Source organism: Enterococcus sp. JM9B (assembly GCF_009933265.1).
In the GTDB taxonomy this organism is placed as follows: Bacteria; Bacillota; Bacilli; order Lactobacillales; family Enterococcaceae; genus Enterococcus_C; species Enterococcus_C songbeiensis.
The window spans coordinates 163,689-185,156 of the sequence record NZ_MAEK01000028.1; the positions used below are offsets into that span (position 1 = coordinate 163,689).

General features: G+C 34.3%; 14 protein-coding genes. 4 read left to right on the forward strand and 10 right to left on the reverse strand.

Annotated features, from left to right (window positions below):
* Positions 1-10: 10 nt before the first annotated feature.
* Entirely contained in the window at positions 11-1,351 is a 1,341-nt protein-coding gene (locus BAU16_RS08315; RefSeq protein WP_048603679.1) for a hypothetical protein, read from the reverse strand.
* 398 nt (positions 1,352-1,749) lie between these two features.
* On the opposite strand from BAU16_RS08315, the gene BAU16_RS08320 reads away from it, so the two are divergent.
* The gene (locus BAU16_RS08320) at positions 1,750-3,138 is read left to right on the forward strand and encodes an MATE family efflux transporter (RefSeq protein ID WP_237579229.1); all 1,389 of its coding nucleotides are present in this window, start codon (positions 1,750-1,752) and stop codon (positions 3,136-3,138) included.
* A 233-nt stretch (positions 3,139-3,371) separates the two neighbouring features.
* On the opposite strand, the gene BAU16_RS08325 is transcribed toward BAU16_RS08320, so the two are convergent.
* From BAU16_RS08325 to BAU16_RS08345, 5 genes are all read right to left on the reverse strand, one after another.
* Positions 3,372-4,625: a glycoside hydrolase family 28 protein gene (locus BAU16_RS08325; protein WP_161526918.1), complete on the reverse strand. Its 1,254-nt coding sequence runs from the start codon at positions 4,623-4,625 to the stop codon at positions 3,372-3,374.
* Positions 4,622-5,698 (reverse strand): glycoside hydrolase family 88 protein, encoded by a 1,077-nt coding sequence (locus tag BAU16_RS08330; protein ID WP_161526919.1) that lies wholly within the window; start codon positions 5,696-5,698, stop codon positions 4,622-4,624. The genes BAU16_RS08325 and BAU16_RS08330 overlap by 4 nt, the downstream gene beginning before the upstream one ends.
* An 87-nt stretch (positions 5,699-5,785) precedes the next feature.
* The gene (locus tag BAU16_RS08335; RefSeq protein WP_161526920.1) at positions 5,786-6,622 is read right to left on the reverse strand and encodes a carbohydrate ABC transporter permease; all 837 of its coding nucleotides are present in this window, start codon (positions 6,620-6,622) and stop codon (positions 5,786-5,788) included.
* Between the two features lie 2 nt (positions 6,623-6,624).
* Complete coding sequence (locus tag BAU16_RS08340) at positions 6,625-7,569, reverse strand: carbohydrate ABC transporter permease (RefSeq protein WP_161526921.1); 945 nt, start codon at positions 7,567-7,569, stop codon at positions 6,625-6,627.
* The gene (locus BAU16_RS08345) at positions 7,553-8,866 is read right to left on the reverse strand and encodes an ABC transporter substrate-binding protein (RefSeq protein ID WP_237579230.1); all 1,314 of its coding nucleotides are present in this window, start codon (positions 8,864-8,866) and stop codon (positions 7,553-7,555) included. The genes BAU16_RS08340 and BAU16_RS08345 overlap by 17 nt, the downstream gene beginning before the upstream one ends.
* A 171-nt stretch (positions 8,867-9,037) precedes the next feature.
* Here BAU16_RS08345 and BAU16_RS08350 point away from each other — a divergent pair, with 171 nt between their 5' ends.
* The 3 genes from BAU16_RS08350 to BAU16_RS08360 are packed head-to-tail and all read left to right on the forward strand — an operon-like array spanning position 9,038 to position 12,828.
* Complete coding sequence (locus BAU16_RS08350; RefSeq protein ID WP_161526923.1) at positions 9,038-9,655, forward strand: YesL family protein; 618 nt, start codon at positions 9,038-9,040, stop codon at positions 9,653-9,655.
* 2 nt (positions 9,656-9,657) lie between these two features.
* Positions 9,658-11,382, forward strand: coding sequence for a sensor histidine kinase (locus tag BAU16_RS08355; RefSeq protein WP_161526924.1), 1,725 nt, complete (start codon positions 9,658-9,660; stop codon positions 11,380-11,382).
* Between the two features lie 12 nt (positions 11,383-11,394).
* Positions 11,395-12,828, forward strand: a complete 1,434-nt coding sequence (locus BAU16_RS08360) for a response regulator (protein WP_161526925.1) — start codon at positions 11,395-11,397, stop codon at positions 12,826-12,828.
* Between the two features lie 73 nt (positions 12,829-12,901).
* On the opposite strand, the gene BAU16_RS08365 is transcribed toward BAU16_RS08360, so the two are convergent.
* From BAU16_RS08365 to BAU16_RS08380, 4 genes are all read right to left on the reverse strand, one after another.
* Entirely contained in the window at positions 12,902-15,535 is a 2,634-nt protein-coding gene (locus BAU16_RS08365; RefSeq protein ID WP_161526926.1) for a beta-galactosidase, read from the reverse strand.
* Positions 15,536-15,831: 296 nt separating this feature from the next.
* Positions 15,832-18,900 carry a discoidin domain-containing protein gene (locus BAU16_RS08370; RefSeq protein WP_161526927.1) on the reverse strand — a complete coding sequence of 1,023 codons (3,069 nt, stop codon included), beginning with the start codon at positions 18,898-18,900 and terminating at the stop codon, positions 15,832-15,834.
* Between the two features lie 275 nt (positions 18,901-19,175).
* Positions 19,176-20,306, reverse strand: coding sequence for a glycoside hydrolase family 88/105 protein (locus BAU16_RS08375; RefSeq protein ID WP_202621258.1), 1,131 nt, complete (start codon positions 20,304-20,306; stop codon positions 19,176-19,178).
* Between the two features lie 102 nt (positions 20,307-20,408).
* A complete protein-coding gene (locus BAU16_RS08380) occupies positions 20,409-21,371 on the reverse strand; it encodes an acetylxylan esterase (protein WP_161526928.1) in 963 nt (320 codons plus the stop codon).
* Positions 21,372-21,468: the final 97 nt, after the last annotated feature.

A 21,468-nucleotide genomic window follows, 5' to 3' on the forward strand; every position in this document is an offset into this window, starting at 1 on the left:
TTACTTATTTTTAGAAACGACCGTACAATACGAAAACAGTTGCACAAACAATAGCACCGATGATCCAACCTGTTGGAATTGATTTCTTCATATAATCACGTGATGAAACTTTTGTATATCCAAGTCCCCATGCTACCCAAGATTGAGTGATATCCAAATGTTGTGGGGCAATCGTTGTTGTCGCAAACAATGGATATAAGAAAGCTACGGGCATTGTTGGGTTAACCGCTAATACAACAGCTAATATTGCTGAACCGGAACCAACTAAGTTCATTGGGCCGCGGAAGAATCCAAGTGGTGTTAAGATAGCAAAAGCAATTGCCAAAATAATTGGTGAAGTTGGAATGAAATCTCCTAAAATCGCTGAGAAATAAGGTGCTGCATAAGCAGCTGCATTATTAAACATTGCCAATGTCAATAAGAAACCAACCATTGGAGCAACGTCTATTGCGCCATCCGTGAATAGTTTCGCAAAACGACGACAAACCTCTTTGTATCCGCCACGAAGTTTTCCTGTAAACAGCATTGCATAGATTCCAGATAAAATGAAACCAAGAATAATCGGAACATTCAAAAGGACAACACCTAATACTGGTAAAACAACTGCTAACCAAGAAATTGCTGGTGCTTCTGCATTTGGATCTACTTTCATTTCTGCAGCCATTGAATAGGCTTTCTTTTTATTCATTGTTAAGTTAGCAACTGTTAATACAACAACTAAGCTGACAACCATACCGATCATACCAATTTGGAAATAATCATTGTATGTGTAATCTGCAGCTGCTGGATTAAAACCGGCAAAGATTGCTTGATACTGTTTGAAGTTAACAATATTTGCAAAAATCCCTGCCATGATTGATCCCATAAATGAGAACATAGCAACTGGTGCTGAAATCCCTAACGAAAGCAAAATTGGTAAAACAATGACCGCAATCGAGATTACTGGTCCAATCCCTGTCATTGACATGAAAATAACTGCTGTCACAATGCATAAAAGACTCATTGTAATCCGTGGTTTGTCTCCGCCTAATTCAACAACTTTTCTAATCAGGGTGGCAGCAATCCCTGTATCAACTAATACCCGACCAAAGAATGCACCAAAGAATACATTAACCAAAATCGATTTGGCATATTCTGCAGGTCCTGTTGCAAAGATGTACTCAAGCACGTCAATGACTCCTTGACCTTCCATTGCCGGATTAGGTGAAAATGAATTTCCTATAAGTGCAAGAATCATCCAAACCGTAGCCATAACCGCAAAGCCGACCATTAAATTAAATCCTTTGACACAGTACCACACCATAAAGAAGAATGATGCAATCAATAAAATACCGATAATAATATCACTCACTTTTGTTCCTCCATTCGCTTTTCCATTTTAATTGATATATCCTAACTGATATATCAACAAAATAAGTATAACGCTTCCATTTAGTGTTTATATTAAATTATAATACGAATTAAATTAGTTTTTATTAATTTTTTAGCCCAATTATCGAATAACTAGCGTTTTTAATGTGTTCAGATTCACAATACTAATATTTTAGTTTTAGGTGTTTTGTTTCTTTTTATATAAAAAGAACGTATTTATTAAAACAAGAGAGAATAAAAAAGAATATCTAATATATCTGTTTCTCCTCATCCATTATTTTTTTCATATTGACAGAACTACTTTGAAAAGATAGCATTAGCAATGACAACGTGTGCAAAGTTGCTATTTTTGTTGTTAAACATAAGGAGATGTTCTATTTGCGAAGCCCTGTTCCAAAGAAAGAAAGATATCCTCGATTAAAAGCTTTTTTCTCAGGTCGGGATATTTCTTACCATTTTGTGCTATCTCTTGTAATTCCCGTAGTTATCGATCAATTTTTTCTAGTCGGTTTCAATTTTTTCAATACTGCAATGATTAGTTCAGCCGGAACCGCAGCTGTAAGTGCGGTAAGTATGGTAGGTAGTCTTCATTTTTTCTTGGTGAATATTTTTACTGCTGTTGGTTTAGGTGGCACAGTCCTAATATCTCAATATTTTGGAAGAAAAGAAATGAAACAACTCAGCAAAGTCTGTAGTGGAACCATATTCGGTGCTGTCTTCATGGCTTTATTCGTGAGCATCTCTGTATTTTTGGTACATAATTCATTGCTTCAATTGCTTTTTGGTCATGCAGAAAAAATGGTACTGACAAATGCCCGGATTTATTTACTTGGATTATTGGCTTCTTACCCAATGCAATCCATTGTTGAGGGAACAAATGGTAGTTTGCGTGGCATCGGCAGAACTAAATCCTCCCTAAAACTTTCCTTACTAATGAATTTTATTTATATTCTTTTCAACATTCTCTTTATCAGCATCCTACATATGAACATGGTGGGTTTAGTGATTTCGCTAGTCATTTCTCGATTCATCGGAATGCTTTTTGCCTTTTACACATTGTACGTCAATCGTGGTCTTTTCATGTTGAAAAAAGAAGACTTTTTACATATTCATTTTGGATTGATAAAAAAAGTATTAAAGGTAAGTTTCCCATTTGCCGCAGAGTCGTTATTCTTTAATGGAGGAAAGATTATTATCCAAACGATGATTGTCAGTCTTGGAACAAACGTGATTGCAACAAATGCGATTGCCTCTTCTTGGACCCAAATTTCTGAAATTATCCCCAGTGCTTTAGCTACTTCCCTTGTCCCAATTGTTGGTCAATGTATCGGTAGACGAAATGTTGCGGATGCGAAAAAACTTACAAAATCATTCATCATTGCCGGCATGATTGCCTTCATTCTTGTTGATTTAAGTTTACTGCCATTTTTCTCCTTAGGAATGAAGCTGTTCAATCCACCGGCAGCAATACTTCCAGCCATTTTTAGACTTTATACTATCGCTATTGTGATGCATTTTTTAACCTGGAGTTTTGGTTTTATTCTTCCATCGGCTTTACGGGCCGCCGGAGATGCAAACTTTACTACGGTAGCATCTTTGCTTTCTATGTGGATTTTCCGAATAGGTATGGGGTACCTGATTGGAATCTTATTAGGGTATGGTTTGACAGGTATTTATTTCGTCATGACAGTTGAATGGGGTGTCCGGGGATTAATTTTCTTTCTTCGATTTAAGGGAAAACGTTGGTATCAGCATAATTTGATATGAAAGAAAACATTGATTCTCCATTACTTTTTTAATAATTCCTGTTCATTAAAAAATAGAATATGTTTTCAACCAGTACAAAAAAACTTCAGATATTCTTGAAAATCAAGTATTATCTGAAGTTTTTTATATTCACATAAATCTTATTATGAAGCTCTCTAAAAAATTATTTCCTACGTAGTTTATATTCTAGCGTTTAAAGTTTTCTACTGTCTAAAATTTCTAGGAGTATGATCTCAACGTTCGTAACTATGGCTTTTTTCTTGCGTTTCATTTCTTATGCATACTGACATGTTCTCGAATACGATGTTTCGCACGCCCATTACTTTTCCAAATTCAGTGACTTCAAGAGTGCAATTGTTAAATTTTAGATTTTCAATGGGTACTTCTGGATTTCCTTCGATAAATAACCCACATGACAATGAAAGGTCATTGAAAGAAGCAGTAACGTCCTTGATAGTGATATTTGATACTCTTGTCAGACCTTGTGGGCCTTTTATGTCTGCAATTATTTTTTTCCAATGATCTGGCATCTGATCGATATTTTTTCCCGCATTGCCATAGCTATATTCAGGAAACCAATCAAGCATCAAACGAAATGGATAGGAGACATTTTGCATCTCTAACTTAGAAACAAGAATATTACGAATATAACCTCCACGATTTCTGGAAGATTTTATTCTAAACCCAACTCCAGTACCCTCAAAGGAATTATTCATTATTTGAATATCTTCAATTCCACCAGAGACTTCACTACCCAGAGTGATTCCAGACCCCGCTCCAAGACGACAATTCTTAATGACTATTTTTTTGCTGGGCAAATTTTGGGCTAGTGCTTCTTCGCCTCTCCCACTTTTCACGCAAATATTGTCATCATTACATGCAACATGACAGCCATCGACTATGACATCCTCTGAAGAATCAATATCGATTCCATCCGTGCTAGGTCCTTCACCATTTTTTATTGTCAGATCTTTTAGTACTACATGCTTAGAGTAAACAACCTGTAGATTCCAAAAACCCGAATCATAGGAATGAATACCTTTAATAGAGACCTGCTGGCTATTTTGAATTAAAATATTCCTAGGTCGCTGACAATCATAATCAACATTCCATCGCCACCCTCTTTCTGTGTATTCTTTAAGCATTCCGCTCTGTTTATCTTCTCCCCAGAATTTCATCCACCAAACTTTTCCTTGACCATCAATCTTTCCTTCACCGATTATCTCAACATTCTTGCAACCAATACTATTGATTACTGCTGCTGGCCACTCCATATTTATTCCAGCAATTCGAGAATACAGTAACGGGTAGTCATCCAGAGTTTTACTTCCCTCCAGTATGACATCCTTATTAAGTTGAAGAGTCATGTCATCCTTTAAAAATAAAGAACCGACTTCATACTTACCTGGTGGAAAAATCACAGTCCCATTTTTTGGGCATTGGTCAATTAAATCTTGTAGATATCTTGTTTGCTCAGCTATAGTCATTGTATATCCTCCGACTTCTCTCCACTGTTTAAGCCTTTGTGAAGAAAAGTAATCGTATGTTCATTGGAAAGTATTTCCGAAAAGAAAGTTAGTGCTAATCCCTGTCCCCATCCTTGTATCCACTTTTTCGAAATTAAATTATAGTCAGATATCGCTGTCATTACTGCCGTCCCTGCAGATACATTCATTACTCGGCCGTCAGTAGCAATATTTTTTAAAATACCCCTAAGAGCTTTCTTAATGTATTTTCGATGAAGAGGGTTGTCGTTAACAACCATGCTGGCTGCAATTCCAGCTGACGCAGAAATCTCCTCATATGAATCCAAATCATCAATCACTGTTCGCCATAATCCTTCCTTACTCTGGAATAGCTTTATTGCAGATAACTGATCTTCTAAAGAAGCCTGAACATCCATAAATTTAGGATAAAGGTAAGCCTTTGGTAATTGTGATTTAACTTGCGACATCGTATATGCCGCCCAAGCATTTGCTCTCCCCCAGTAGCAACTCGATAAATTGGACTGTTTCAAATGATCGTAACCATGATAGAATAATCCGGTGTCTTGATTTTGCAAATACATAATATGCCAGTAATACTGGTGAAGTGCATCATCAATCAACTCTTCATCCTTTATTAGAATACCAACTCTTAACATTAAAAAAGCAGCCATAAATAGGGTGTCCGCCCATGCTTGCTCTGGAAAATCATTTTCTGAAGAAACGGTGTGCTGTAAAATATTATCCCCAAAACGCAACGCCCGATTTTGTAGGTAATCAATCTTTTCCATTACCAAATTAAAATACTTCTGATCTCCAGTTTTTTGGTAAAGCGTAATCAAACAATGTCCCATCGCACATTTATTCACTGTCCAATCCCCATCAAAACCTAAATCAATCATTTCATCAATGCGATTTATTAAATTTTCAATGATTTTATCATCTTGAAGTACTTCATAGGCTCTACAAATTCCGTAATAGGCTACTCCACAACTCCAATCCCAGGTAAGATCCATTCGCATTGTTCGTTCAATAATTTTTTCTATCTTTATTTGTAATTGTTGCTCACCAATCATAGCTACATTAAAACCTCCATTTTTATTCTCTTTATAAAACTAACTAACACAATAGAAAAATCTATTGTGCTAGTTTTGTCTATTCAATTATTTCAAACCGGTTGTACTGATTCCTTGAACAATATATTTTTGGAACATGAAAAATATAATCAATACTGGAACAAGCGATACGACCGACATAGCGAACATTGCTCCCCAGTTTGAGCTACTTGATGAATCAAGAAATTGCTTCAAAGCAATGGAAACTGTGTAACTTTCAGGCTTGGTCAAATAAAGCATAGGACCAATCAATTCTTCCCATTTCCAATAAAAGGAGAAAATTGCTGATGTAGCTAATGAGGACTTCAACAGTGGCAATATGACTTTAAAGAAAATCCCAATTCGTCCACAACCATCCATTTTTGCAGCTTCATCTAATTCTACTGGAATTCCTTGAATGAACTGATTCATCATAAAGATAAAGAAAGCTTGACCGAAAAATGAAGGAACGGTAACTGGTAAAATCGTGTTGATCCAGTTTAATTTTCCAAACCATAGATATTGAGGAACCATGATAATTTCTTGCGGCATCATCATAGTAACCAGTACACAGGCAAACCAGAATTTTTTTCCTTTAAAAGGAATTCGTGCAAAGCCATAAGATATTACAGCTGAAGAACAAACAGCTCCAATTGTTGCAATAATGGCGATTCTCAAGGAGTTAAAAATATAGGTAATAAACGGTACCCCGGCAATTCCTTCAAATCCCTTAGTAAAGTTGTCTAACGTCCAATTTCTTGGAAATAACTCTGTTGCGGTCTGAAATATATCCGAATTTGGCTTCAACGAACTAAAAATAAGCCAGAATATTGGATACAGCATAATGACCGCTACAATTAAGATAACAATGTCAAATAAAATATTTTTCCTACGCATAGCAACCATCTTTAGCCCTCCTTCGATTCAGAAAATACCCAATATTTAGATGTTGCAAAGAAAATCAGGGTAATAATCGCGATAATCAGAATCAAAATCCATGCTAGTGCAGATGCATACCCCATCTTGAAATCAGAAAAAGCTTTCTGATAAACATAAAGAGAATAAACTAATGTACCATTACGTGGAGAACCTGTTCCATTTGTAATAACAAATGCCGGTGTAAAAGTTAAAAATGATTGTATTGTTTGCATAACTAAATTGAAGAAAATAATTGGCGTTAAACAAGGCAATGTGATAGAAACAAACTGTCTAAATTTACTAGCTCCGTCAATTTGAGCCGCTTCATAATAATCATTTGGAATATTTTTTAATCCAGATAAAAAGATCAGCATTGATGAGCCAAACTGCCAGCCAGCCAATAGGATCAAGGTGAAAAGGGCCGTTCCAGGATTCTTGAAAAAGTAAATTGGATCTATTCCAATCGTCTCCAAGATACCATTGATCAAACCACTATCCCCAAAGATGTTTCTCCACATGATTGATACTGCTACACTCCCCCCAATAATGGAAGGAATGTAGAATAGTACCCGGTAAGTACCAGACAATTTAGAAGGACGATTAATCAACATTGCTACTGCTAAAGCAATAATCAATCTTAGCGGTACTGCTGAGACAACATACTTAAACGTAACTAATAATGCTTGCCTAAATTTAGGATCGTCTAAGAAAATCTTTTTAAAGTTATCAAAACCGATATACTCCGCTTTTGTTAACATGTCATAATTGTGAAAGGACATGAACAATGAGATGCCCATTGGTACAACGATAAATAATAAAAATCCTAAAATGAATGGTGAGATAAATAGATAACCAGCAAAACCATCCTGTTTTTCACTACTTTGACTTTTGAATCTTGCTAGCAGACTATTTTTATTTTTAGTCGTAGTTTTCATCAAAAATCTCCTTTGCTTTTGCTGTATAGCTTTCATATGTTTCTTCTGGAGTCATCGTTCCATAGGTAATTTCAGCAAATAGTTCTTTAAAGTGAGTATTTAATTCTGAGAATCCAACAGGAAGTACTGGTGAAGCTTCTCCAACATAATCAGCAATTTTATCTAAATAATCTGATGCTACCTTTTCCTCATCTGTCATATCATCATAAATTGTTTCTTTAGCAGCATTACTTGCGGGAATTCCTCGTTCAGTGCCGATAATTTTATTTGCTTCTTCATTATTTACTAGGAAATCTGCAAATTTTGCTGCCGCCTCTTTGTGCTTAGACGATTGTGCAACGGAGTAAAAGAAACTAGGTCGATAGAATAATGCACCATCTTTTGCATCATATGGTAATTCCAATGAAAATTCCACGCCGTCAGCAGCTGATTGTGTATAAGTAACGTATTGATTATTCCAGTTTTGATAGTAGGCTACTTTTCCTAACGACAACGGATTCTCATCAAAACTCTTGATGTTGCTTGCTACTTCAGCCGTTGGAATTGCTTTTGATTTTGCTAACTTACTAATTTCATCCATGAAGGTCACAAAATTTTCTTTGGTGAAAGCAAGCTCAGGTTTACCATCTTTATTATATTGTAGTAATTCTTCTCCTTGTGTTCTCAAGTAATACTGAAGTAAAACATAGTTGTCGACAACATCGATCATCCCATACTCATCTGTCTCTTTTTTTACTTTATCGATGGAGCCTACCCAATCTTCAAAAGTATAATTTTCATAATCAAGTGTTGCACCCGCTTTATCTGTCAATGCTTTATTTGTAATCATCGACATAGCATTTACCGCTGGAGCAATTGCAAAAAATTTATCCCCTAACTTCCCAGAATCAATAATAGACTCATCAATTTCGCTCGTATCGATAGTTTTTCCATCACCAGTAAATTCCGTTAAATCAGCTAATTGGTTTTTTTCTCCATACTGAGCAAGATAACTCCCGTCCATCTGCATAACATCTGGTAATTCACCAGCCGCTGATTTCGTTGCTAATTTTTTCCAATAATCATCCCAAGAAGCATATTCATATTCAACATCAATGTCAGGATTTTCTTTTTCAAATGCTTCAATCGCTTTGATGTACTTTTCATGACGAACCTCTGCACCCCACCAAGTAAAGCTGATTTTTGTTTTGCCATCAGCGCTGCCTGAATCCTCGTTTTTAGCTCCCCCACAACCTGCTAATCCCAAGGCTAACACCCCTAAGCTAGCTCCTAACAATAGTAAAGATTTCTTTTTCATAACTATCTCCTCCATTTGTGTTTTCGCTTACATTGCTGATACTATAGTATTTTACTCTTTAAAAAAATAGAAAAAACCGAACAAAAATAGAAAAAAACCGAAATACCGCAAATCCGGTTTTTAAGATATGCTATACTACATTTGTAAACGGTTACTAGGAGGAGTTTTAATATGACAACAATAAAATCAACCATTATGGATCTATTTTCTTACATTGCTTACTTTTCTTACATTAATATTTTATGGGTACTTTTTACTCTTCTCGGTCTAGGAGTATTTGGTATAGCACCAGCTACCTCTTCAGTGATTCGTCTGATGAGAGAATTTAGAGAAGAACAGAGATACGGAAACCTTTCCAAATTTTGGAATTATTATAAAGAATCTTTTTTTAAAACAAATATCTATTCTCTTATCTTTATAGCTGTTTGGGGACTTCTATTATTGAATGTAAGAATTACTATCGTCCTCCTAAATAGTTCTACTATACTCCCGGCACTATATATTACTTTCGGAATTCTACTACTTTTTATTTCTACGAACATGTTTCTTAATCTCACTAGAAATATCCTGATTTCCTTCAAAGAAAATATAGTGTTATCTGTTTTTTCTACTTTCAGATTTTTACACATAAACATTATGATTTTCTTGACCTTATTAGTATTTGGTCGACTGATGATGGAAAAAACAGCATTGATTATTCTAATTGGCATCACTCTTAGTTGCTTCTTTACTGACTTTTTCCATTCTAAAATGATTGAAAAAATAAAACAGATAAAAGTTCAGGAATAATCATGAAAACCGTCAAAAATTTATCAAAGTTAAAATTCCGAGAAAAGCTCCAATTCGCTATTTTTTCAGTAGTCTTTATATTTGTGGTCTGTCTATTTTTTATAAGTTTTATTTGGAGAAATGCATTAACTGAACAGATTTATCAGAATGTCTATAGTCAAATGGTGATCAATTCTCAAACCCTAAACACAAATTTTAAACGAATTGAACAACTTTCTTATCAAGCAATTGATGATGCAGAGATACAAGACTATTTACTAACAGCTAATAGTGAAATAAAAAATAATCAAGAACATGCAGTCGTCAAACAGCTTCTGAGCAATAAAGTCAACCAGCTTATTCGAAATACATCAATGATAACAAATGCTTTTCTTTTAGATACTAAAAAGAATAACCTAGTTAATTTCATCACAGATGGTGAGAATATTCTTTCAAATCTCTCAGTAGACGATATTGTAAATAGCATTCCTGATCAACCTTCCAAAGGAGAATGGTTTTTTCCAGGAGGTTCCACACAATCGGTCTATGCACGAAAGATATTCTCAACAAAAGGACCTTCTCTAGAGTATCTAGGTACAATAATTTTTATTGTAAACAACTCTTTTATCGAAAATATTGTGAAAAGTAATCTGAATTATTCAGCTGAAAGTCTTTTTCTTTTAACTTATAAAGATCAGGAGTTTTATTTCGATAAAAATCAGTCTGCTCTTTTTCAACAACTTAAAAATTCTTTTTCTGTTGAAACAAGTAAGTTTACAAATTTTTCTTATAAAAAAAGAGCCTACTACACAACCATCACAAAATATGATGATTTAGTTTTTACTTATTTGATTCCTAATAAAATGGTGCTAAAACAAATTACACAGATTCAATTGCTCCTTTTTATTTTTCTTGGGCTGCTCGTCCTCTTGATGATTTACGCCATTTGGAAAATCACTACTCAATTGACACGTCCGATCACAGAATTATCAGTTAAGATGAAACAAATTGAAATCAATAAAAATATTGAAGATTTAACAGAAATCACTACTCCAACCAATCAAGGAGATGAGATAGCCACTCTTTATGCTAGCTATAACTCCATGATTAATGAAATCAATCAACTAATTGAAGACAATTACAAAATCAAAATTCTTTCGCAAGAAATTGAGTTTGTAGCTCTACAGTCTCAATTAGATCCTCACTTTTTATACAATACACTTGATTCTATCAACTGGTTGGCAGTGGAAAATAATCAAACAGAAATTTCAAAAATGGTTACTTCACTAGCACTTCTTTTTAGAAAAAAGATCAATACACCTAATCCTGAGACTACGCTAAAAGAAGAGTTAGAGCTAATCGATGCTTATGTCACTATTCAAAAAATAAGATTCGAAACGCGCGTTATCTTTCTTCGCGAGATCCAAATCAATGATTTGTCGAAAAGCGTTCCAAAATTCATTATTCAGCCTTTGATTGAGAATTCCTTCAAATATGCAGTAGAAAGAATGGATGAACCCTGCTTGATTACCTTAAGAATCCAACAAATAAACGAAAATATCGTCATTTCAGTTGCTGATAATGGTCCAGGTTTCTCAAACGATGATTTAACAAATCCATCGTCTGGTATCGGTATCAAAAACATCAAAGAGAGATTGGCACTTTTTTATATGGATCGAGCATCTTTAACTATTCAATCTGAACCATACAAGCAAACAATTGTAAGTATCACTATTCCCGTTTCTTAAGGAGGATTTTTTATGAATAAAAAAGTTATGGTCGTTGATGATGAACCAATTATTGCTAAGGGTATTTCTCGTCTTCTTACTAACACCGACTATTCAGTTGACGTCAGCCATACAGTTTTCTCAGGAAGAAAAGCCTTAGAGATCTGCCAAAACGAAACATTAGACATCATAATTACAGATATCAAAATGCCTGGAATTAATGGAATCGAATTGATAAAGGAAATCAAAAAGACTTCAGCCAATACACAAATCATTATTCTAACAGGGTTCGGTACACTTGATTATGCAAAGGAAGCTATGGAACAAGGCATTCGTTTCTTTCTTGAAAAACCAATTAGGCCAGAGGAATTAAAACATGCATTAAATGAATCCATCAACCGACTGGATCAAAAGAAAATTGAAGGTAAATTATGGATAAAACGTTGCTTTGAAAGAGTCTTAACAGCTTCAGAAATTACCGAGTGCCCAAAAGAATTGTGCTTACCACTAAATGTCATTTTTTTTAAAGCCGAGTACTATTCTACTCTCTCCAAAAGAGTTCGAGAATCCCAATTGAATCAATCTCTTGTATTAGGCTATGTTAAAAATGCTGGCTATATGCTTATTTTGGATAATTGGACAGAAGTAAAGGATACTTTAGAATTGTTATTGAGAAAACATCTCTCAAAAGGAGTCTTTTTTTATAAAACTATCACTGAAATAAATGAACTGCACGACTATCTAATCACCTGCTCTGAGAATTTTGATAAAGAATACTATTTCCCGCAACCTCAATTTTTAGCGGAATCCGATTTTTTGAAGAAAGTTTCTGCTCAAAACGAAGTGTCTTTTTCCCAATTTCAGAAAAATTTCTTTACCGATCTTGATCAAGGCGAATTAGATTCCGCAACTGTTCAGGTCAAAAAGTTTTTTAAAAAGTGTTATGAAAGCCTCTATCCGGTTAAGCTTCTTCAATTCCAAATAAACGATTTATTAAGCATTCTTTTAAAAAAACACAAATTAGCAATAGATAGCATCTTTGATGACTACTCCCTGAAGATTTTTTTGCTAGGAAATTATGAAGAATTGCAATTTTTACTTATACATGCCATTGAGTTGATAGGTCAACAGGCAAGTATCGCATCAACCTCGGATATCGTTAAAAGTGTCAACATTATTATCGAAAAATACTATGATCAGGAATCACTTTCCTTAAAATGGATCGCAAAAAATCTTTTATTTTTAAATTCAGAATATATTGGAAAACTATACTATAAAGAAACCGGTGACCGATTTACAACAAAACTAACAAACTTTCGTATGGAAAAAGCCATTACATTATTGGAAGAAAACTATAAAGTTTACGAGGTGGCTCAACTGACAGGTTATGGTGATTCCACCGAATACTTCATCAAGAATTTTAAAAAATTTACCGGAAAAACACCAAAACAATATTTAAAAATCTGAAAAGCCCGGCTAGATCGTCACCAGTTCACTGATGCGTCTAGCCGGGTTTTCAAATTCTTCACAGATTTTAAAACTATTTTTTAAAACTTAAAACTCGGTACTCGTATCCATTGACTACATGATTTCCTTCTAGATATTCTTTTCCACTCAATAAATCATGTGCTTTCTTCAATAATTCAAAATTGCTTTCATTTCCTGTCATATTTGCAATATATAGCACAATTGTTGTATCCGTCTCACGTCGATACTGTGCCAATCCATCCCCTAATTGGATAAAGTACCTATTCTGATCGAGAGAAAGAACTTCATTTGATATAAAATTCGACCAATACTCACTTTCCATACTTTGAGGGATCGCACCAATATAAATAACACTCCCAGTTTCAAACACCTTTTTTGCAACAATCGTTTCACCAAATTCTGTTTGACTCAGCGTAGTCCATGAAGAATTCCCTTCAAACGTAGTGACCAGACCGTCTAATTCAGCTGAACTTTTTTGATAAGTCCCAATTTTCCCAGCAGCACTGGCTCTAAATTGATTGATTCCGTGTAACCCTAACCAGTCTCCTAATCGATCAAGTCCATTTTTTTTTGGCCACGTAAGTTCTTTCGTCCGATCCCCCGTCATTGGACCAAAAATTAATTTCCCGCCGCTTTCAACAAACTGTTTACACTTAGCTAACATCGTTGGTGTGATATTACGAACAAATGGTACTAATATTAGATCATAACTATCAAAATCTGCATTTTCTTGAATGACTTCTGTTGTGATTCCTGCATGTACTAACGATGTGTAAAATTTAGTCACTAAGCTTCGATGGGCATACATTCCACCAGTTTCAATCGTGTACATTCTTTTAGCATGATCAGAGTAAACCATAGCAATATTCGATTTTTTATAGAAACTTTCTTTAAGTAATGGACTTAGCTTCTCAATTAGTTCCCCGCTTTTTACAACGTCCCCATACCCTCGATCTGGCTCTCCCCATGCCGTTACAACACAGCTGTGTGTCTGTTCAACACCATATCGATGGCCTCTAAAATGCCAATAGTTGAAGGATTTTAATCCACTTGCAAACCCAATGAATACTTCAATAGGCAAATAACCAACTGGATGAGAAACAACATAGTCTTCTAAATGACCTACATGTGAGGTACTAGTTTCTAATAGTAGCATCTCGTTCGAATTTTTTTTCATATTTCGCCAAATATCCAAATTTAATAAATAACCTGAATACGTCGTGTGGGGCTGATAAGTATCAAAACCCGCAACATCTAATTCTGAAAAAAGCTCCTCATTTAATAAATTAAATCCCAATGCAGAGTTATGTGTGATTGGAATATCTGTTTCCATCCGAATATGATGACATAACCCATGAGCAAATTCATTTAAGGATTCTGCTGTAAATTTACGAAAAGCATTCATAAGAGAAGAATTATGAAGAAATGGGGTTCTCATTGGCATCACCACTTCATCAAATGTGGAGTACTCTTCGCTCCAAATTTTTGTTCCCCATTCATTATTTAGATGATCAATTTCCAAATATTCTTTTCTCAGCCATTCATGCCACTTCTCGTTGCAAGTATCGCAATAACATAAATCAACATGACACTTAAATTCATTATCTAATTGAATAGCAATTACATTATCATATTGCTCTGCCAATTGAGCAATTTTTTGAGTCAATTGATTTGCTTTTTTACGAAAATATGCATTATTTGTACAGACGTGCTGTCTTGATCCATGTACCATATACGTTCCATCTATATTCTTGATTAAGCGTTCTTCATGATTATAGGTCATCCAACGAGGTGGGGTCGGAGTAGGGATACACAAGCATACATCGATATCATTCTCACGATATAAATCTAATGCTTTCGTCACTAATGAAAAATCGTAAACCCCTTCTTCCGGCTCCAAAGAGCTCCATATAAATTCACCAATTCGAGCGAAATTCATCTTTAATTCTTTCATGTGTCGGATGTCTTCTTCCAAAATTTCTCGGCTCCAAACCTCCGGATACATACAGGCACCATAATAATACTTATCAAAAATCTCATCTTTTTTTAAATAATGCTGAATTTTAATAAATACATATCGAGCAATTTCAAAAGCACCTTTTTGGCAAAAATGATCATTATCTAGTATACCTATAGAATAGGTATTGTTTTCTATTGGTGAAACTTGAGTAAATAATTTAGCTGATTTTTTCTCTCCCAGTGCTTCATATAGAAAATTTGAATAGCTATTTAAATCAAGAAAAGGAATTTCTTCTTCCTTTGCGAGATGCTGAATAATCGAAGTATATTCCACCAGCGTGTGCACTTGATGCCCGTTAATAAAATGATGTCTTTCTACCGGGGTACAAAGAATTGGTTTACCTCCAATTTTTTCAATTACATGCACCCACTTTTTTAGGCGCTTGTAGTACTCTTTTAATGGTTCATCATTTTTTTGTCCTTGACCATTACGACCAAATTGAATTAAAACCAGATCATCTTTTTCAACACGTTCTAAAAGGGCTTTCAAAAATCCGTTTTCTTCAAAAGATTTTGCCGAAGCTCCATACCTTGCAAAATTGATAACTTTATTTGATAGATTCTTTTCTCTCAGCAACTCTTTTAATGCTTGACCCCAGCCCATTGCTGGCGCAAAATTTTCTGTCTGATCCATGACGGTGGAATCCCCAGCCAGTATAACGTTCATTCTTTACTCTCCATTCTATCTCGATCTATTTAGGAACAAAGTCTTTACACACTCTCAACCTATAGTTAAGGTCGATAGAAAAACTCATTTCGTATATAAAGTATAAACCAAATCTAGCTTTTAATAAACGCTTTCATAAAAAGAGACTCTGTTAAAAATTTTTTCATTTTTACATCTTCTTTCTTTTTAACGAGAGATTCTTTAAACACTAAAATAACCCATACTTTATGCAACCAATATCTTCAAAGTTATGTTGATTTTAAAAGCCTTTAGGTAAAATGTAATCTCTATCTATTTTACAGAAGGGCTTGAAAATTTCGTAACCCTGGTGAAATATTTATTGGATGGTGAAACACAAGTTTAAGATATCTTGTGTGATATTGCACCTTCAACTTATGTTTTTGTGATCGTGAGCCACTTTTTCCAGCATTCCTCCAATTTTCTCCATCATTAGATAGTAGAATGCTAAAATCAACATTTTCATAATTTAAAGGCTCTATTATCAACTGAGAAATATCCTTCGCAGATCCAAAATCAATACACCACCAATGATTATCAGTTTGAGCAGCTGTTGACCAGTAGGTAAATGGATTACCATCATTTGCCTTATCAGCACCCATTCGTTTTGATTTTTCATTATCAGACCATGCTTTACAGCGATATGCTATATCTTTATCACTAGTAATCGTATTGGAAAGTATAGGAAACATTTCCTGCACCTCTGTAAAACTCCGTTTCTCTATCGGATTAAATTCATTAGAAGACACATATTTCTTTATAGCATTTCTGAATGCCCTTTCTTCAATTGAATCGCAATTTTCAAGATTAAATCCGTGAATGAACAGATTCCCATTTTTTATCTTATATTCTTCAATATTAGCTCTTCTTTCATTAACAAAAAAATTGGGTATTAATTCTGTGACTCCTTTCTCTACATGGGCAGGAAAGCAAATTGAGTTCTCCAATAAATTTTTCCATTGAGTTGATAAATATTTATTTGTTGGAAAATAATTAAATAATGGATGAGTATCATCAATAATCATTCCACATGAGTCCTTCGATTCAAAAAAGACAGGGCTCCAAAAAACAGGAAAGTAATTTCCCGGGAAAATATCTGAGTGTTTTGCCGGATTTAGTGAAACAATACAATTTTTTCCGTTTTTCAAAGCTTCTTCGATTGTTGGAGACAGCCAATCATCCTCAACAATTAAATTCTCCCTTAAAATAATTTCTTCATTTTTTGAAAATATCCAAATCGACCACTGATTTCTGTATGTTCTACCTTTGATTTCAATGATTAAATCCAAACACACTTCAATATTGCCATGTTTATAAAAACTGCTCAAGTTAATGTAACCTTGCTCAACAAGCTTATATGCTCCAGTTTCAATTTCCGCAATGCTTCTCTTATTAGCAACTAAATTTTCACCTAAGCTAAGCGTGTAGGAAAACTCAGTGTCTTTAGTGATGTCGAACGGTAAGCTATTTCTTACTCCAATTGTATATTCCAAAATTTCGTTAATACAAAAAGATTTTTTCTTAAGTTCGACAATTGGTATTATTTCTTGATTAAATTCACAAAACTCATCGCTGCTACAAAAACCTTTTTCCTCCCAATGACTATCTACCATACCGATTGCAGCAGTGTTTTGTCCAGGATAATCCTGCAGTCCTAAAAGTTGAAACCCGGAAAAATTATTCGTTCTAACTGCTGCTTCAATTTCAGCCTTATAACACTCCTTTGCTAGCATACCTGAATAATAAGTGTATTCCTCATTCCTATCTAGTAGATCCTTTCTCTTCAGCTCATTTTGAATCGATATTAAATTGATTGGGATCATGTACCCATTGAATTTAGAAATCTCTTTAAGTGAAGGGAAACTTGCATATTGACCAATCTCGTGTGTTATGATTGGTTTAGGAACAACCAGTGCATTTTCATCATAGTTAAAATTTGTAGTCATTACTATTTCATCCAAAAAGCGATTTCCTCTAAGACCCTTTTGACAATGTTCAACCCCAACATAAAAATCGTCAGCATCTTCATAAAACTCTCTCTTCAAATTTGTTGTATTTGCTGTTATCGTCGTCAGAATTTGATGACTTTTAAATAAGTTATTTTTTAAGATACTCGCTAAAAATGCAAAATCTCCTGCTAGTTCATTTCCGATGGCAAAAAAGCAAAAACTAGGATGATGTCCATACTCCCTTATAATAGCCAAACATTCGTCTTTAATGAAGGAATAATGCTCCGCAAAATCTCCTACTGAATTGTCGAACCAAGAGTCTAACCAGAAGGGACCTTCAATCATTAAATAAATTCCTAAACGATCGGCGACCCTAAAAGCAACTTCTGGTGGACACCAAGAATGATATCGAACATGATTAAATCCAAATCTTTTTACATTTAAAAGGATTTTCTCCCAATCCTTCTCATCCATGCTTGGATATCCTGTTTCAGGAAAAACACCACAGTCCAAATTCCCTCGTAAAAAAATCTTTTTCCCGTGATTATAAATTCGATTATTTTTAATCTCCAAATCCACTAATCCTATCCTTTTTTTGATTTGTCCTTCTCTAAATAAAACGTTGATATCATAATAGTTTGGAGTAAATTCAGTCCAAACTTCACTTTTCATCAATTTTAGCCACAACGTAGATTTACTCGTGTAATCATATTTTTTTATAACACTATACCCGATTCTATTTCTATATTTATCTCTAATAGCTATATCAAGTATTTCAGAAATTTTGTGATTGTTTTGTATATCAATTACCAGTACCGAATTTTTTTCAATAAATCGAAGATCAACAACTCTATCCTCAAAGTTTTCCTTCATAAAATAAAAATCCCCTATGATTCCATTCCAAAAACCTTGTGTATCATTCGAAAATGCCGAAGCTCTTTCTCCGATATTCATTTTGTCACGATTATCAAGCCGAATAGTAACAGTAAATTGTCCATTTTCTTGATTTCTTATTAATCCTAGTTTATGAATATGAGGAGTAGACAAACTATAAATTTCTCCAAAAAAATGAGAGTCTATCCAAACCATAGAGGAACCTAAAGTTCTTTCAATAAACAGTTGTAGAGATTTTTTTTGAAATTTATCAGGTAACCTAATTTCTTTTTGTAACCATAATACCCCACTATAGCTAAATGATTCTCTTAATCCTGCAACTGAGTCCTTGGTAAAAAATTGTCCATTATCATCCAATATATCTCCAACTTGATTACTGTTTGTAGTCCCAGGTATATTAAAATTTTTTGAACAAAATTTTTCTTGATACCACTTTTTTTGGATGCCAATATCATATTGATCAATTCTATAATTCCAAGCTCCATGAAGACTTATATTTTCCATGTTCTACATCTTCCTCCAAATAACAAATCTTTATCTTTAACATTCTTTACTCATATGTTCAAGAAAACAGGTAAAGTTATGATATTTCAAATCAGATTGGTATTATCAAAATTAGCGATATTTCTTTTTTTCGTTTTCGAAAAGTTACACTAATATCAAAGACCTTTTCTCAAATTTAGATTTGAGAAAAGGTCAATTTTCCATAGAAGCCTCATCCTCCTTTGAAAAAAGATACAGACTAACAAAAGAAGATATCTAAGTGTCACCAGGATTAGTTATCTACGCAAGATTTCAGTGTAAGCCATAATCAGTGGTGCAACCCCTTTAGCTTCATTTTCCACTATCTTTTCACTCATATAATATTCGAATTTGCCGTTCTGCTCTGGTATCTCTCCCAAACCTGCCATGATACAAATGCCTCCGAGAATCAATTTCCCATCTTTTTCATTCAGATATTTGTCACAAATCCCATAAAATGCTTGTTCCCCGTAATGACGGTATCTTTCGTCTAATAAACCTAAACGTACAGACTTCATGATCCCATATGCCAAGATAGCTGATCCACTCGTCTCTAGATAATTAGGAACGAGTTCACCTTTGTCGATAATCTGATACCACATACCGGTTTTATCATCTTGATAATATACCAGTGCGTCCACAAGATCTGTCAATACCGTCTGTAGCTCTTCTCGTTCTGCCATGTATTTTCCGTCAAATAGTTCACAGCATTCTACTAAACTCATCAAATACCAACCCAATGCCCGCAACCAAAACTCTGAGGAACGACCAGTTTCTTTGTCTGCCCAAAACATCCATTTAGTTTCATCATACCCATGATAATACAATCCTGTTTTCGAATCTCTATTCGTAGAATAAACATTTCTAAATTGGTTCATTATATCTGAAATATTCTGACCGTTGTTAAACATCAAATCATACTCCAGATAATACGGCTGTGTCATATACAAACCATCGAGCCAAACTTGGTAGGGAAATTTTAACATATGCCAAAAACTACCTGCCTTAGTTCTCGGTTGAAATTCCAATTGGCGATAAAGCTCCTTTAACGCAAGTAGATATCTTTTATGTTTTGTCTTTTTATAAAGATATAGCAGTGCTCTTCCTTCATTAATATTATCCAGATTAAAAGCTAATGGATCGTAAGTCTTTATAGTTCCTTCCCTATCGACATAGAAATCAATAAATTGTTTGACAAAATAATAATATTTTTTATCTTGAGTAATTTCATATAAATCAATAAGACTCTTCAACATACAACCATCAATATAGTTCCAGCTACCTTTAGCATCTACTAGTATTTTTTCCATATTCCACAATGGTTTCTGTGGAGAAGATTCCTCCACCAAATTATCAATGTAACTATCTAAAATATTGATCTTTTTCATTAGTACTCCTTCTATCAATATTTGGTTAAATTCATTATTTAGATATGACTTTTGGAATTCACTAAAATTTATTTCCTTAAAACACATAGTGATAATACTAGTTTATTGAATTGCAGATAAAATTTCATTTCTCATTCGATCCCCAAATTGTGGGATTGATTCATGTCCGTATTCTGGATAAAGCAACAATTTCTTTCTACAAACCAGGTTATTATAAGTAGCAAACTGCGTTTTTGGATGGCAGGCTTGATCATTTAGACCCATTCCCCAAAGCACATCAGCTTTAATCTTAGGAGCAATATATTGTATATCAATATAATCTAAAGCCCTAAAAAAATCTTCTTCTTTCTCATGAGATACATCTCTAAATCGAAACCAATAAGCTAATTCTTCATATGCTGATTCTAAAACATTTAATCGAAATGCCTCTCTATAATCACTTAAAAAAGGATAAAGAACAAATGCTTTTTTAATTCTTGAATCAAAAGCAGCTGCAACTAGCGCCTGTGCCCCACCTTGAGAACCACCATAAACGTAGACATGTTCTTTATCAACATCAGGCATATTAAAAACAATCTGTGTAAGTTGATAAATATCTAAAAATACAGAACGGAATAATAAATTCTCTGGTCCTTCTTCAATACCTCGAATAATATGTCCTTTAACTGTTCCGCCTTTTGTTCTAGTCACATCTTCCGATAATCCACCTTGACCGCGGACATCCAGACAAATTACAATAAATCCCTCTGCAGCCCAACCAACTTTATCTCCCCAATTTCCCGCATCTCCATGATAACCATGAAACTGAAAAAGAACTGGATACTTTTGTTTATTATCTTTAGGTCTGACTACTTGACAATGAACGGAAGCCCCTCCTACACCTGTAAAAAAGAGATCAAAAAAATCTACTATTCTAGATTGAAAGTCTCGGAGGACTAATTGATAGTCTATTCCTAACTCATTTACCTCCGAGATTCCTTTGTTCCAAAATAATTCATAGTCGACCGGTTTACTCTTACTTCCTAGATAGCTTCCCCACTTAGCAATTGCATCTTGAGCATACACTGTTTATTACCTCTTTCAATTAATTCTATATGCAGATATAACTTGGCACGATATCCGCAATTATATAAGTCAATTCTTTATTATCTGCTAATCAATT